Origin of the sequence: Microbispora triticiradicis (genome assembly GCF_005864065.1) — a bacterium.
Lineage (GTDB): Bacteria > Actinomycetota > Actinomycetes > Streptosporangiales > Streptosporangiaceae > Microbispora > Microbispora triticiradicis.
Genome location: NZ_VANP01000012.1, coordinates 165462 through 178347 on the forward strand (window position 1 = coordinate 165462; position 12886 = coordinate 178347).

Sequence of the window (12886 nt, forward strand, 5' to 3'; positions counted from 1 at the left end):
CTGCGCCGCCCTCCTCGCAGTCGATCTCGTTCCCTCCTCAACCAGATCGGCATATATCGGGGGAAGGCCCTTCTGCCCGTGGCACCCGTCTCGTCGCGTCCACGCGGACGAGACGGGTGCGGGGGCCCTCACGATCGAGGGTCACCGGCACTCTAGACCCGCGCCGTGATCGATCTTGAAAGCACGCCCAGCCGAAGGCGCGGGCTCAAGTTCAGCGCACTGCTGCCCCGCGAACTCGCCGTCGAGACGCCGCCGACCCGTCTGGCCGACTTCCCGGCAGCCGCCGGCGTGCTCACCGAGCCCGCGCACCTCATGGTGCAGTGACGCAGGGCACCCGTGGCGGCGGGTGAGGGAAAATCCCGGGTGCGCACGTCTATCCGGTCAGGCGTTCCAGCCACTTGGCGACGCCGTCGTCGTCGTTGGACGCGGTCACCTCGTCGGCCGAGGCGAGCACCGCCGGATGCGCGTTCGCGACTGCTACCGCCGTGCCCGCCCAGGTCAGCATGGGAAGGTCGTTCGGCATGTCGCCGAAGGCGATCACGTCGCCGAAGGCGAATCCGAGGCTCCCCGCCATCAGCTCCAGGGCGGCCGCCTTGGTGACACCGGCGCGCATCACCTCGCAGAACACGTCCGCCGAGATCGTGACCTCGCAGCCGCCGAGCAGTCCGCGCACGCTCTCGTAGTAGTGGCGGGCGGTCCCGTCCAGCTGCACCATGAGTTTGCCGACAGCGCGCCGGTCGAGTGCCTCTTCCAGGCGCGGCACCCGCCGCGCGGTCCACGACAGGGCCGGAGGCACGTAGAAGGACTCCTCCAGGACCAGCTCCAGCCGGCACTCCGCCCCCAGGCGGACTCCGGGGAACCGATCGCGCAGAACCGCCAGCGCCTCCACGACATGCGCCTCGGTCAGAGGGCGGAAGGCGACCACCTCGTCCCGGACGAAGTCAAAGGTGATGGAGCCGTTCCCGCAGATCGCGATCGGCGTGCCGCCGAGGGCCATGGCCACGTGCCGGGTGTCCCGCACCGGCCGCGCCGTCGCGATGACGAACACGTGCCCCGCGCCGTGCAGGCGGCGCACCGCCAGGCGGGTGCGCTCCGAGACCAGGCCGTGGGAGTCCAGCAGCGTCCCGTCGAGGTCGCACACGATCATCCGGCGCTCCACGCCCTGAATCCTCCTTCACGGTCCGCATGACGCGCACGGGACGCCTCGGCTTTCGTAAGCGTCCCCGCGCCCGGGGACGGCGGCAAGTGAACCATGGAGGTGGCCGAAGGTGTACTTCGCAGAATCGACCGGGCTCGCATAATGAAAGGGTTCGTACGGCGGACGACGTCGCCCTCGGATCCGGCGCGGACGTGCGCCGTCCTTCCCGTCAGTTCACGACGCGCCGTGGCGGACAGCCGCTTCCCTCCCCCGGCGGTCGCGGCCGGCCCTGCCGAGACTCCCCCGAGGTGCCCGAATGCCTGCGCAGTGCCTGGAACTGCTTCCCGCCGTCGACATCCGAGACGGCCAGGCCGTACGCCTGGTACGCGGCGTCTCCGGGTCGGAGACCTGGTACGGCGACCCGCTGGACGCGGCGCTCGCCTGGCAGGAGGCGGGCGCCGAGTGGGTGCACATCGTCGACCTCGACGCGGCGTTCGGCACCGGGACCAACAGGGAGCGGATCGCGGAGGTGATCGCGGCCCTCGATGTCAAGGTCGAACTGTGCGGCGGCATTCGCGGCGACGAGACTTTGGCCGCGGCGCTCGCCACCGGCTGCACCCGTGTGGTCCTGGGTACGGGCGCCCTGGAGAGTCCCGAGTGGGTCGCCGACGTCGTCGCCCGGAACGGCGATCGCGTCGCCGTCGAGCTGGACGTCCACGGCACCACCCTGCGGAGCCACGGCTGGACCCGTGACGCCGGCGAGCTCTACGAGACCCTGGCCCGGCTGGACTCGGCGGGATGCGCGCGGTACATCGTCACCGACATCGCCAGGGACGGCACCCTGCGGGGCCCCAACCTGGACCTGCTGAAGAACGTCTGCGCCGCCACCGGCAGACCCGTCGTGGCCTCCGGCGGGGTGTCCAGCCTCGACGACCTCCGTGCCATCGCCTCGCTGGTGCCGCTGGGCGTCGAGGGGGCCGTCGTGGGGAAGGCGCTCTACGCGGGGCGGTTCACCCTGCGGGAAGCACTGGGCTCGGTACGCGGCCGGGATCCGTGGCCCGCCGTATCCCCGATGCCGTCTCCGCGCCGGCCGACCGATTGACGAGACCCTGTTCATTGACTAGCGTCAGCTAGCAGTAAAAAACTATGTAAATCAGGCTAATCCGTATTGTTACGGTTGAACTCTAATCGGAGTTATATATCATCCGCGGACGGGCACGGATTCCCGTCCCAACGGCGCCGCACCACTTCTCCCGGTACGCCCGCGACAACGTCGACCGACGATGTGACAGAGAGGATGAGGCGATGAGTACCGGCGTCGCGAAGGCCGGAAAGCGGATTCCCGACTTCCGGTCCGGCCGGCCGGCCGAGGACCGCCGCGCGCGACGCCCCGCCGTCTCCGTCCTGTGGATCGCCGAGGACGACGTTTCCTATCACGGGATCCCGGTGCTGCTCATGAAGGTGCCGAACGTGTCCGGGATCGCGGTCGGGCGGGACGTCGCCGAGGCCGGGTCGCTGTACGACGCCGAGCGCTTCGACCTGGTGGTGACGCCGCTCGCCGCACTGCCCGAGTTCCTGGAGCGCGTCGCGCTCAGGATTCGCCAGAAGATACTGGTCACGGTGCGGAAGGAGGAGGTGAGGACCGCCTCGTCAGCCATCCAGACGTACGGCGTGGACGGCTGTCTCCTGTGGGACGAGATCAACGTCGCACGGCTGACCGGAACCTTCGAGCAGGTGATCAGCGGCGACGTGCCCGTGCCTTCCTCCGTGCAGCGCGGGCCGCTGGCCGCGGGCGAACGCCGCGGGCCGGACCGGAGCGCGCACCCGGCGAGGGTGACGGAACGCGAGCACGCCGTGCTGGCCCTCCTGCTGCAGGGCATGAGCAACAACCAGATCGCCCGGGCCATGGGGATATCCATTCACGGCGTCAAACGCCATGTCTCCAACCTGCTCGTGAAGTTCGGCTGCGCCAACCGCACAGAGGTCGCCCTGGCCGCGCAACGGCTGGGCATGGACGCTCCTTCCCGCGTCCGCCGAACCCGGCGCCGGGCCACCTGAGAACGGTCCTCCGCGTCGGCGGCGCCGTACGGTCGGTGATCGCCTCGTCAGGCGCGGCCGTCCGCACATATTCATTTGAAGCCCTCGGATAAGCACCATGACCGCGACTCCTTGACCACATCAGTCAAGCCGACAGGACGCCGGAATTCCGGCCGACGAGAAATCGGAGCGACAATGGACGTCACCCCCATGGAACTCAGTGGTCGTGTCCCCAGCATCAGGCTGCACGAACTGGACGCGGATATGCAGTCCGCCGCCGAAGACATCGGGCTCCAATTGACCAAATGGGGCTTCATGGCCGCGGAGGTCCCGGGCATCGGGGAGCGCGTCGAGACGATGATGAACCAGTTCGCGTCGGCCTGCGCGTCCACCGAGCCGAGCCTGGCCGACTACGCGTTCGAGGCCGTGCCGCAGTTGTCCGTCGGCGGCACACACGGATTCTTCCCATACAACTCGGAGATCCCCCGCCTGGCGAACGGCGTGCCCGACCCCAAGGAGTTCATCCACGTCAGCGGAGCGATGATCTCCGATCAGCCGCCCGGGGCGGGAGACGTCCTGCGCGCCTTCCCGGAGTTCGGGGCCTCCGCCACCGAGGTGTTCGGCATCGCCTTCCGGCTGATCTCGCTCTTCGGCGAGGTCGTCCGCGGAATGATGCCTCCCGGGACGCCCGAGCTCGACCTCTCGCGTGACGCGACGAACCTGCGTGTGATCCACTACAGGGACATCGGGGACCGCGAGGTGCTGGCGCACGAGCACTCGGGGATCCAGATGCTCGGTCTCCAGCTTCCCCCCTCCGACCAGGGCCTGCAGTACGTCCTGCACGACGGCACCTGGGTCGAGCCGGTGATCGCCAAGAGCGACGTGGTCCTGTGCAACATCGGCCGCATGCTGACGAGCGCCTCCGACGGACGCTTCCGGCCGTCCACGCACCGCGTGCACACCAAGCCCATGCCCCCCGGCTACAAGCGACTGTCGTCGGTGCTCTTCGCCTATCCGCCGCACAAGGCCCGGCAGTGGAAGATGGTGGACGGCGAGCTGACGACGTTGAACGCGACGTGGGGCGACTTCATCAACAACAGGTTCCAGGGCCTGGGTAAGCAGGAGCCACAGGAGGCCTGAGCACCCGCATCCGCTTCGGACGACCGCCCGAGGCGAAGACGACAGGGAGCAGGACGGCGGCGGCGCCGATCAGCCGGAGGCCGGGCGCCGCGCCGCTCTGCTCACCAGCAGCAGCGCGCCGACGGCCGCGAGCGCCCCGACGGCGATGACCAGCACGAGGGCCTGGAAACCGAATCCGCCGGCCACCAGGCCGAACAGCGGAGGGCCGAGCAGCGACCCGAGGCTGCCCGCCTGGGCGACCACGCCGTTGCCGACGTCGGCGTGGTCGAGGCGCTCCAGGACAAGCGGGAGGGTGGCGAAGACGAGCGCCCCCAGAAAACCGTTCTCCAGCGCGATGACCCCCGCGCCCGCCACGGTGGCGGCCAGAGAGGCGCCCGCGGAGTAGGTGAGCCAGGCGGCCGGCACGACCAGCAGCCCGGATGCCGCCATCAGCGCGAGAGGCGCGCCTCGCCGGAACAGGACGCCGACGGCCAGCCCCCCGAGCACGCCGAGCAGAGAGATCACCGAGGTTATGGCGCCCGCGCCGGCGACCGAGCGCCCGTGCTGCTCGATGAGGAGCGTGGGCAGGAGCACGACGACCGGGATCGTCACCAGAGCGGTGAGACAGAAGGCCGCGGCGAGCACTGTCGGCCAGGTCAGCGCCCGCGCCCTGGGGACGGGCCCGGCCGAAGTCTGCCGGGCGGACCCGCGCGGCAGACGCATCCAGACGGCCGGGACCATCACGAACGTCAGTGCGGCGATCAGCCCGATCCAGCCGCGCCAGCCCAGAGCGGAGCCGAGGGCGCCCCCGGCCAGGGTGCTCGCCCCGAGGCCCACCGGCACGAACGTGGCCCAGAGCGACAGGGCCGCGCCCCGGTCCCGCTCCCGCGCGAGACGGAGGATCAGCGCCGGACAGGAGATCGTGACCAGGAGGTATCCGACGCCTTCCGCTATCCGGGCGGCCAGCAGCCAGCCGAAGTCACCCGCCGTCACACTCGCCGCGCTCGCCGCCGCGATGAGGCCGAGGCCGACGACCAGAGATCTCTCCGTGCCGTAACGGCGGATCAGGTACCCGGCGGGCAGCCCGGCGACCGCTCCGACGCCGACGACCGCCGAGATCACCCAGCCCAGTTGCGCCAGCGAAAGGCCGAGCCGCGCCGCCACCTCCGGCCCGACCGAGGAGAACTTGCCGAGGCTCATCGCCGCGACGACCCCGCTGAGGTAGACGACGACGATCGTCCCCCACTGCGAGCGTGGCCGGAGCTGCTCACCCGGCTCGGAGATGCCTGACAGCGGTCGGGGGTTCAAGAGAACATTCCTTTCGTACGACGCCGGCGGTCCACCGGATCGATCATGAACGCGGCGATGGCCACGCGCAAACGATCAGCTCTCCGACTCGGGCAGGCGCGCCCGGATGGCCGCGAGCCGCTCACCCGCGAAGGAGAAGCGCACGATCGCGGGTTGCCGGTGCCGGTGGGCGCGCCGGCCGTCCTGGACGTGGATCCACAGCCACGCCGCGTCCAGATCGAGTGCGACGGGGTCGCGGCCGTACGACGGGTGCGGGGGGACGGCGTAGCGACTGAGCGGGGTCAGCAGTTCGGCGGGCAGCCCGATGACGTCGACGTCGAGCACGCGGGAGTGGTCGTCCAGGTCGACGGCGAGCAGGGCGCGGGCCACCGCCTGGACGGGGTCGCCGGGGACCTGCCCGGCGAGACGCAGTTCGAGCGCCCCGGAGGAAGCGCGCCAGCCCGCCTCTCGCGCCGGGACGAGCCGGTCGTCCCCGGAACGGATCAGCATCATGCCCGCGCCGTGTCCGAGGCGAGCATGCCGACGCCCGACTCGGTCACGTCGAGCGCTCCCGCCGACAGCAGCGCGCCGATCGTCGCCGGCACGTCCCTCTTCTGCAGCACCCCCTGCAGGACGACGGTGTTCTCGTCGGCCAGGCTCGACCCGGCTCGCCACGAGTCCGCCGGCATGGCGAGGGCCGCCTCGGGCAGGCGTTCCGCCGGGACGCGGACCGTGAGCAGGACGTGGGCGGGCCCTACCCAGGCGGCCCGGAGCAGCCGGGCGACATTCCGGATCACATCGCGTTTGCCCTTGTCCTCGTAGGCGACCGGGTTGGCGATCAGCTGGGCACCGCAGGTCTTGATCGTCTCGATGACCCGCAGGTTGTTCTGCCGGAGCGAATGGCCCGTCTCCACGACGTCCACCATCGCGTCCGCCAGTTCCGGGATCTTGGCCTCGGTCACGCCGTAGGACACCACCACCTCGGCCCGCCGCCCCGCGGCCTCCAGGAAGCGGCGGCTGGTGTTCGGATACTCGGTGGCCACGCGGACACCGTCGACGAGGTCCGTCACGCAGGTGGCGGCGTGGTCGGTGGGCACCGCCAGCACCAGACGCCACGGCTTCTCACTGTGCCTGGAGTAGTCGAAGGCCTCCACCACCTCGACCTTGGCGCCGCTCTCCTCCACCCAGTCGGCACCGGTCAGCCCCAGGTCGAACGACCCGCTCTCGATCAGCGACGGGATCTCGCGCGGCTTGTAGAACGCCACCCGCGTCATGTTCCCGTAGTCGATGGTGCCGCGGTAGGAACTCTCCGACGATCGTCGTACGCGGAGCCCCGCGGCCTCGAAGAGCTGCAGGGCCCGCCGCTCCAGCGACCCCTTCGGCAGTGCGAGAGAGATCATTACTCCTCCTTGCAGGCGTGATGAGCCGGCACTCGGTACGCATCCGTGCAGGTGATGGTTTCGATCCGCATCGGGTGGCCGGACTCCGCCGGCAGGAGCATCGTCACGGTACGGTTCCTCCGTGGCGCGCTACACGTGCAGCAGCCGGTCGATGCCGGTGATGGGCGGTTCGGCCAGGTGGGCCGGGCGCACCTCGATCTCTCCCACGACGAGGTCCCTCGGCCAGGAGTCGATGATGGTGCAGACGCAGCGGGCGACCGACCGGGTGCTCATCTTGTACCGCGACTCGTCGCCGTCCAGGTTCGCTATCGCGCCGGGCGAGACGAGGCAGGCCCGGACGCCGTTGCGCCGCTCTTCCAGCAGCAGCGTTTCGACCAGCGCCTTCAGCCCTGCCTTGGTGGCGCTGTAGGCGGCGCCGCCCTCGAAGTACCGGGAGCCTGCGTGGCTGCCCATGGCGACGAAGATGCCGCGGGCGGCTCTCAGCGCCGGCAGGACGGCCTTTATGAGGTGGAAGGCGGCACTGAGGTTGATCGAGACCAATCGGTCCCAGTCCGCCTCGTCCAGTTCGGCGATCGGGTCGAGGACCCGGTCGACCGCGTTGGAGACGCACACGTCGAGACGGCCGGCCTCCTCCAGCACCTGGCCGACCGCCTCCCTGATCTGGCGGGGGTCGGCCAGGTCGCAGCGGCGCTCCCCGAGCCGGTCCTCCCCTGCCAGGGAGCGGTTCAACGAGAAGACGCGGTAGCCGCGGCAGCGCAGATCCTCCGCGATCGCCCTGCCGCTGCCGCGATTGGTGCCCGTGATCAGGGCGACCGGGGCCTCAGTCGATGACATCGAGGATGCGGCTCCACTGGTTCACGATCTCGTCTCCCTCGACACCGCCACGGAACAGGTCCTTGTCCAGAGGAGAGCCGTCCTGGTGCCGCAACCGCATGCAGTCCTGGGAGATCTCGGAGATGACGCTCAGCTCGCCGTCCTCCGTCTGCCCGAAGATGAGGCAGAAGTCCCAGAGGTCCACCGGGTGCAGCCAGGATCGCAGCACGTCGTTGACCACGAGGGCGCGCTCGCGCATCTCGTCGACCGGCAGCCCGAGGACCCTCAGGTAGTCCTCGCCGATCGGCTGGTCCTCGGGATCGCACCGGTAGTCGAACTTCACCACAGGGCGGGGCAGGCGCGTGCCGTCCTCGAACAGGCCCGGGTACTTCCGCGTGGTCGATCCGGTGGCCCTGTTCTTCACGATGACCTCGAAGGGCGGCGCCGGGACGTAGTCGGCGAGGTACAGGTCGTCGGAGACCCGCTCCCTGAACGCGCACGGAACGCCCGCGGCCGCGACCCGGGCCGCGGCCTTTTCGTAGAATTCGAGCCGCAGCGGGCCGGTGCGTTCCACGATTTCGTCACGCTGGTAGGTGAAGCTGCGCAGGCTGGGGATTATCTGCACGAGGCACAGCCCGTCGGGCAGTAGCCACAGACGCTTACTGCGCCCGACGATATCGGGTTCTATCCTCGCGGTTAGCTCAAGGACCGGGATTCCTCGCCTGGACTCGTAATCCACATCGCCCCCATATTGGCGCTAGCAGTCCGCCTGGGGCAGACCCGTGACCAATGGCCTCACACACCTTTCTATGCGGATGCAAGGTTGTCAAGACGCCGCGAACGGGCCGAAAACCCGCTTGACTCGCTCAAAACCCACGAGTACGGTCTGTGAAATTAGGCGCAAGATCCATTAATTCCGGACAGGGAGGATCTTTGTCCAAACACGAGCGAATAGCACACTCTAAGATCACCCGCAAGTTCAAGTCCGCAGGGCAGCAGCTCCTGTTCTCGCAGGGCAAGCGGGGTGAGGTCTCCGACGCGAACGGCGTGACGTACACCGACTTCGTCATGGGTTACGGACCGGTGATTCTCGGTCACTCGGATGACCAATTCAGTGAGATCCTGAGCCGTTATCTGGTCAACGGCGTAATGATGCCGGGCTACACGACCTTTCACCAGGAGTACCTGGAGCGGCTGCTCGGCGACCGTCCGAAAGATCGCGGCGCGTACTTCAAGACCGCTTCCGAGGCCGTAACCGCGGCTTTCCGGCTGGCCGCAATGCGGACCGGACGGCTCGGCGTCGTCCGCAGCGGGTATATCGGCTGGCACGACGCGCAGATCGCCAATTCCCTGAAATGGCACGAGCCGCTGCATTCCCCACTGCGGGAAAAGCTCCGATACACCGACGCGATGCGCGGGATCGGCGAGACCGAGCCCGCGGCCAACTGGGTCGACCTGCGTCTGGAGTCTCTCGCCGAACTGCTGGACCGGCACAAGGGCCTGCTGGGGTGTTTCGTCTTCGACGCCTATCTGGCGTCGTTCACCACCCCCGAGGTGCTGCGCCAGGCCGTCGCGATGTGCCGCGAGGCCGGCCTGCTCACGGTCTTCGACGAGACCAAGACCGGGGGCCGGATCTCACCGCTCGGCTACGACCACGACAACCGCCTCGGCTCCGATCTGATCGTGATCGGCAAGGCGCTGGCCAACGGGGCTCCGCTGAGCCTTCTGGTGGGCGACGCGGAACTGCTCGCGCAGGCGGAGCGGGCGCGGCTCAGCGGCACCTTCTCCAAGGAGATGATCGCCGTCTACGCCGCGCTGGCGACCAGGGACATCCTGGAGAAGCCGGTCGGGGACTCGCCGGACGGCTGGGCCGAGATCGGCAGGATCGGCACGCAGGTGGCGTCCGTCTTCACCGCGGCCGCGCAGGACGCCGGAGTGGGCTCGCTGGTCGGCGCCCGTCCGGTGCTCGGCGGCGGGATGTTCGAGCTGGTGTACCACGACGACACGCTCCTCGGCGACAAGGAGCGGCGTGAGGCGCTGCTCGCCGCCCTCACCGGGGCCGGCATCCTCCTGCTCGAAGGCCACCCCTCCTTCGTGAGCCTCGCGCACCGCGACACCGACTGGGCCGACCTGCACGACCGTGCCCGCCAGGCATTCGAGGAGTGGAACACCTCGGCCGGAGCCGGCCGTGGCTGACGCCCTCCGCCTCGCTCTGGTGGGGTGCGGCCGCCAGATGCGACAGAACCTCCTTCCCTTCCTGCAGCGCATCCCCGGTCACCGGGTGGTCGCCTGCGTGGACCCCGACAGGTCCCTCGCCGCGGAGCTCGCGTCCCTGGCCGGCGGTGTGGTCCACGCCGAGTCGGTCGAGGCTCTCGATCTCGAGACCGTGGACGCGGCGGTGCTCGCCGTGCCGCCCGAGCCGTCCTACGTGCTCACCCGCTACCTGGTGGAGCACGGAGTCGACTGCTTCGTGGAGAAGCCCGCCGGGCCGTCCACCGCCGCCCTGCAGGACCTGGACAAGGTGGTGCACAACACCGGCCGGCACGTCCAGGTGGGGTTCAACTTCCGCTACGCCGAAACCCTTCAGCGGCTGCACGAGCTGAGCCGGGACGTCCGGGCCACTCCGTGCTCGGTCACGATCGACTTCTACAGCCGCCACCCGTCGGCTCCCCAGTGGGGTGTCGACACGACGCTGGAGGCGTGGATCCGGCACAACGGGGTGCACGCGCTCGACCTGGCGCGCTGGTTCGTGCCCTCCCCCGTCGTCCAGGTGGACGCGCACGCCATCACCGGCGACGCCGACCGCTTCCAGGGGACCGTCTTCCTGCGCCACGACGACGGATCGCTCTCGACCCTCCGGATGGGCAACCACGTCAGGCGCTTCCTGGTGGGCGTCACCGTGCAGGGCATGGACGGCAGCCGCTACAGCGCCCCGTCCCTCGAACGGGTGACCCTTGACCTGTCCGAGGGCCTGCCGTTCGGCCAGGAACTGCACAGCACGCGCAACCTCGACCACGGCTGGACGCGCAGCGGGTTCGGGCCGGAGCTGGAGGCCTTCCTGGACGCCTGCCGCCGGAAGCCGGCCGGGCACCCCGTGAACGGGAACGGCGACGGCCACTCCCCCACGTGGGAGGCGCCGACGGTCGCCGACGCGCTCGCGGCGTCGAAGCTGTGCGACCAGACGATGGACGAGTTGCACGCCACCGGCGGGAGCGGCTTCGGCTCCCTGACGGATCCGGTCCCGGCGTCGGCAGAGGTCGGTTAGTTGACCACGGGAACCAGTCAGGCACCCGAAGACCCCGCGGCCGAGGGGACGCGCCCAGCAGGAGAGCCCGGCGACGGGCCGGGCGCGTCCCCGCGGGTGGGCGGGTGGATCTCCGTCCACCTGCGACGGCACCGGCGCCTGCTGCTGTCGTTCACCGTCGCGGCGGTGGCGGCGAACCTCTGCTCCACCCTGGTTCCCGTCCAGATCGGCTCGGCGTTCGCCGAGGCCGGCGGCGCCCACCCGGACCTCGGCGTGGTCGCGGCCGCGGCGCTCGCCGCCGGTCTGCTGGCGGTCGGCAGGTTCGCCGCCGACCTGCTGTCCAACGGCTCGATGGAGATCATCGCCCAGCGGGTCAAACGGGACCTGCGCGACGATCTGTACCGCAGCCTGCTGAGCAAGCGCATGTCCTTCCACGACCAGCAGCGCATCGGCGACATCCTGGCCCGCGCCATCAACGACGCGAGACTCGTCGACTACATGCTCAGCCCCGGGGTCTCCACCGCGTTCAACGGGATCCTGGCCCTGCTGGTCCCGACCCTGTTCATCGCCTCGCTGCACGGCCAGCTGCTGCTGGCCCCCGGCGTGATGATCCTGGTGTTCGCCTGCGCGCTGAGCTACCACCTGCGGCGGCTGCATCCGCTGACCATGCGGGCCCGGGAGTCCTTCGCGGACCTCAACGAGCGTTTCTCCACCACGCTGTCCGGCATCGCCACGGTCAAGGCGTGCACCCAGGAGGAGCACGAGCGGCTCGCGTTCAGGAGCGCCGCGGCCGCGTACCGGGACGCCTTCGTCAGGCGGGGCCGGGCGCAGGCCGTCTACCTGCCCGCGCTGAGTTTCGCGCTCGGCATGGCGATCGGCTCCATCCACTCCCTCTACCTGTACGCGCAGGGCGAGCTGACCCTCGCCCAGATCGTCACCTATCTCGGCTGGCTGGTGTTGTTCGCCCAGCCGGTCAGCATGTCCGAGCAGGCCGTACCGGTCATCCAGGAGGGCGTCGTCGCCGCCACCCGGATGAGGCAGATCATCGAGGGCGACCCGGGCGAGCGGGAGGACGTCGAGGGCACCACGGCGGCCATCACCGGCTCGATCACCTTCGACCACGTGACCTTCCGCGCCAACGGCAGGGACGTCCTGCACGACGTCTCCTTCCATGTTCCCGCCGGCCGCACCCTCGCCGTCGTCGGCCCCACCGGCAGCGGCAAGAGCATGCTCGTCAAGCTGGTCAACCGCATGTACGACGCCGCCGAGGGACGGGTGCTGATCGACGGACGGGACGTACGCGACTGGGAGCCGGGCGCGCTTCGCCGCCAGATCGGCCATGTGGACCAGGAGACCTTCCTGTTCTCCAAGAGCGTGCTGGACAACATCGCCTTCGGGTCGCCGGACGGCGCCGGGTACGAGGACGTCCTGCGCGTGTCCAAGCAGGCGTGCGCGGACGAGTTCGTGCAGACGATGGAGAACGGCTACGCCACGGTCCTCAACGAGGGCGGGACGACGCTGTCCGGCGGGCAACGGCAGCGGCTGGCCATCGCGAGGGCGTTGCTCACCGACCCTCGCATCCTCACCCTCGACGACGCGACCAGCGCGGTCGACGCCCGGACCGAGACGACCATCACCGAGGCGATCGAGCGCGCGGCCACCGGCCGTACCACGGTGCTGATCTCGCACCGCCCCGGCCAGATCCGGCGCGCCGACCTGATCCTGCTGCTGGACGCCGGGCGGGTCGTCGACCAGGGAACGCACGAGGAGCTGATGGCGCGCTGCGCGCTCTACCGGGAGATCTACAGTGGCTGACACCCGTATCGCCGAGACGGACCGGCGGCCGTC

The 12886-nt window shown here is 69.8% G+C and carries 13 protein-coding genes; 7 read left to right on the forward strand and 6 right to left on the reverse strand.

Features of this window, described 5'->3' with window-relative positions:
* Positions 1 to 165 precede the first annotated feature (165 nt).
* The gene (locus FED44_RS36065; protein ID WP_167521605.1) at positions 166 to 324 is read left to right on the forward strand and encodes a hypothetical protein; all 159 of its coding nucleotides are present in this window, start codon (positions 166 to 168) and stop codon (positions 322 to 324) included.
* 49 nt (positions 325 to 373) lie between these two features.
* Here the strand turns inward: FED44_RS36065 and FED44_RS27015 are convergent, their stop codons facing one another.
* A complete protein-coding gene (locus FED44_RS27015) occupies positions 374 to 1159 on the reverse strand; it encodes an HAD family hydrolase (RefSeq protein WP_138462478.1) in 786 nt (261 codons plus the stop codon).
* A 295-nt stretch (positions 1160 to 1454) separates the two neighbouring features.
* On the opposite strand from FED44_RS27015, the gene priA reads away from it, so the two are divergent.
* From priA to FED44_RS27030, 3 genes are all read left to right on the forward strand, one after another.
* Complete coding sequence (priA, locus tag FED44_RS27020; protein ID WP_138462479.1) at positions 1455 to 2240, forward strand: bifunctional 1-(5-phosphoribosyl)-5-((5-phosphoribosylamino)methylideneamino)imidazole-4-carboxamide isomerase/phosphoribosylanthranilate isomerase PriA; 786 nt, start codon at positions 1455 to 1457, stop codon at positions 2238 to 2240.
* A 203-nt stretch (positions 2241 to 2443) separates the two neighbouring features.
* On the forward strand, positions 2444 to 3196 hold the full coding sequence (locus FED44_RS27025) for a response regulator transcription factor (protein WP_138462480.1): 753 nt from the start codon (positions 2444 to 2446) through the stop codon (positions 3194 to 3196).
* 174 nt (positions 3197 to 3370) lie between these two features.
* Positions 3371 to 4315 (forward strand): isopenicillin N synthase family oxygenase, encoded by a 945-nt coding sequence (locus FED44_RS27030; RefSeq protein ID WP_133306139.1) that lies wholly within the window; start codon positions 3371 to 3373, stop codon positions 4313 to 4315.
* A gap of 69 nt (positions 4316 to 4384) precedes the next feature.
* Here the strand turns inward: FED44_RS27030 and FED44_RS27035 are convergent, their stop codons facing one another.
* The 5 genes from FED44_RS27035 to FED44_RS27055 all read right to left on the reverse strand — a co-directional run bounded on the left by FED44_RS27035 (position 4385) and on the right by FED44_RS27055 (position 8533).
* Positions 4385 to 5602: an MFS transporter gene (locus FED44_RS27035; protein ID WP_117409665.1), complete on the reverse strand. Its 1218-nt coding sequence runs from the start codon at positions 5600 to 5602 to the stop codon at positions 4385 to 4387.
* 75 nt (positions 5603 to 5677) lie between these two features.
* Positions 5678 to 6094: a hypothetical protein gene (locus FED44_RS27040; protein WP_117409666.1), complete on the reverse strand. Its 417-nt coding sequence runs from the start codon at positions 6092 to 6094 to the stop codon at positions 5678 to 5680.
* Entirely contained in the window at positions 6091 to 6981 is an 891-nt protein-coding gene (gene hisG, locus FED44_RS27045) for an ATP phosphoribosyltransferase (RefSeq protein WP_117409667.1), read from the reverse strand. Before hisG ends, FED44_RS27040 begins: the two co-directional genes overlap by 4 nt.
* Positions 6982 to 7110: 129 nt before the next feature.
* Positions 7111 to 7815 carry an SDR family oxidoreductase gene (locus FED44_RS27050; protein WP_117409668.1) on the reverse strand — a complete coding sequence of 235 codons (705 nt, stop codon included), beginning with the start codon at positions 7813 to 7815 and terminating at the stop codon, positions 7111 to 7113.
* Positions 7802 to 8533 (reverse strand): phosphoribosylaminoimidazolesuccinocarboxamide synthase, encoded by a 732-nt coding sequence (locus tag FED44_RS27055; protein WP_341868638.1) that lies wholly within the window; start codon positions 8531 to 8533, stop codon positions 7802 to 7804. Before FED44_RS27055 ends, FED44_RS27050 begins: the two co-directional genes overlap by 14 nt.
* Before the next feature lie 194 nt (positions 8534 to 8727).
* Here FED44_RS27055 and FED44_RS27060 point away from each other — a divergent pair, with 194 nt between their 5' ends.
* Genes FED44_RS27060 through FED44_RS27070 form a run of 3 tightly spaced genes read left to right on the forward strand, consistent with a single transcriptional unit; the run spans position 8728 to position 12853 of the window.
* Positions 8728 to 9990 (forward strand): aminotransferase class III-fold pyridoxal phosphate-dependent enzyme, encoded by a 1263-nt coding sequence (locus FED44_RS27060; RefSeq protein ID WP_165900873.1) that lies wholly within the window; start codon positions 8728 to 8730, stop codon positions 9988 to 9990.
* The gene (locus FED44_RS27065; RefSeq protein ID WP_117409670.1) at positions 9983 to 11059 is read left to right on the forward strand and encodes a Gfo/Idh/MocA family protein; all 1077 of its coding nucleotides are present in this window, start codon (positions 9983 to 9985) and stop codon (positions 11057 to 11059) included. Before FED44_RS27060 ends, FED44_RS27065 begins: the two co-directional genes overlap by 8 nt.
* Complete coding sequence (locus FED44_RS27070; protein ID WP_117409671.1) at positions 11060 to 12853, forward strand: ABC transporter ATP-binding protein; 1794 nt, start codon at positions 11060 to 11062, stop codon at positions 12851 to 12853. It abuts the gene before it with no gap.
* Positions 12854 to 12886: the final 33 nt, after the last annotated feature.

Coding starts and splice junctions, on each gene's coding strand:
- hisG (WP_117409667.1), bottom strand. CDS start 6,981: ATGATCTCTCTCGCACTGCCGAAGGGGTCGCTGGAGCGGCGGGCCCTG.
- FED44_RS27040 (WP_117409666.1), bottom strand. CDS start 6,094: ATGATGCTGATCCGTTCCGGGGACGACCGGCTCGTCCCGGCGCGAGAG.
- priA (WP_138462479.1), top strand. CDS start 1,455: ATGCCTGCGCAGTGCCTGGAACTGCTTCCCGCCGTCGACATCCGAGAC.
- FED44_RS27050 (WP_117409668.1), bottom strand. CDS start 7,815: ATGTCATCGACTGAGGCCCCGGTCGCCCTGATCACGGGCACCAATCGC.
- FED44_RS27030 (WP_133306139.1), top strand. CDS start 3,371: ATGGACGTCACCCCCATGGAACTCAGTGGTCGTGTCCCCAGCATCAGG.
- FED44_RS27025 (WP_138462480.1), top strand. CDS start 2,444: ATGAGTACCGGCGTCGCGAAGGCCGGAAAGCGGATTCCCGACTTCCGG.